Source organism: Duganella sp. Dugasp56, assembly GCF_047304105.1.
GTDB lineage: Bacteria > Pseudomonadota > Gammaproteobacteria > Burkholderiales > Burkholderiaceae_D > Rugamonas > Rugamonas hordei.
In genome coordinates this window covers 1-1371 of the sequence record NZ_JBGLYQ010000108.1, presented here as the reverse complement: position 1 = coordinate 1371, position 1371 = coordinate 1, and the positions used below count along the sequence as shown (strand labels likewise).

The following is a 1371-nucleotide window of genomic DNA, read 5'->3' as shown; positions in this document are numbered from 1 at the left end:
GGCGCGGGCGGTCTGCTGGTCGAAGCGTTTGCCGCCGACGACGGCGTGCAGGACGCCGGCGCGCGCGACGTCATCGTGCTGTCGACCAATGCGCTGATCGACCTGGCGCCCCTGCTGGGGCAACAGGCCAGCCTCGCCGTCAGCCTGGCCGACGGCAGCCGCACGCAATTTCACGGCGAGATCACGCAGGCCGCCATGCTGGGCAGCGAAGGCGGCCTGGCGCGCTATCGGCTGCGGCTGACGCCGTGGCTGTGGCGGCTGAGCCTGGTGCGCAACAGCCGCGTATGGCAGGACAAGACGGTGATCGAGATCGTCGACGCCGTGTTCGAGGGCTACGCGCCGCTGGCGCAGTGGCGCTGGAGCGAAGAGACTGAACCCTTCATGGCCGACGCGGTGGCGCGCAGCTACTGCTGCCAGTACCGTGAATCGGACCTGGACTTCGTGCGGCGCCTGCTGACCGAAGAAGGTCTGGCCTGGCGCTTCGAACAGCTCGACGACGGCGTCGGCGTGGTGCTGTTCGCCGACAGCAGCCAGGCCAGCGCCACGCCGGAGGACGCCAGCAGCGCGGCCGGCGGCGGCATCCGCTTTCACGGCGTGCGCGCCGGCGAGGCATCGGACACCATCCAGGCGCTGCAGGCGCGCCGCCGCGTGACGGCATCGCTGACGACCCTGCTCAGCTACGACTACAAGGCCAAGCAGGCCGTGTCCGCCAGTACGCCGTCGCAGCTCGTTTCCGGCAAGCTGCCGGCGCTGGAAAGCTACGATGTGCCGGGCCAGTACGCCTACGCCAACGGCGCCCAGGCGCAGCGCTACGCCGACATGCAGATGCAAGGCCGGGAGGCCGCAGCCCAGCTGTGGCGCGGGCGCTCCACGGTGCGCACCCTGGCGGCCGGCACCCGTTTCAACCTGACGCAGGGACCGCTGCAATCGAGCTCGGACGCCGTGCCGGCCTATGTGCTGCTGCGCGTGCGCAGCGTCGGCGTCAACAACCTGCCGTCGCCGGCGCAGCAGGCGCTGGCCGAGTTGTTCGGGCCGATACCGGAACTGCTGCAAGAGATAGCCCTGGACCTCCCGGACGATTACGCACTGACCATCGCGCAAGCGCGTGAGACCGGCTACGCCAACAGCTTCGAGGCGGTGGCTGCCGACACGGTCTGGCGGCCGCAGCTGCCGGGCAGCGACGGCCGCAGCCATCCGAAGCCGACCGCGCGCGGCGCGCAGAGCGCCATCGTGGGCGGCGCCGACGGGCTGGCGCAGCCGTCGGGCGCCGACGAGCTGTATTGCGACAAGCTGGGGCGGGTGCGCATCCGCTACCACTGGCAGGACAATGCCGACGCCACCTGCTGGGTGCGCGTGGCGCAGCGCTCGGCC

General features: G+C 71.2%; 1 protein-coding gene. It reads left to right on the top strand.

Features of this window, described 5'->3' with window-relative positions; genetic code table 11:
- The coding region (locus ACCD07_RS32245) for a type VI secretion system Vgr family protein (RefSeq protein WP_413449689.1) at nucleotides 1-1371 on the top strand (1371 nt) is incomplete at both ends.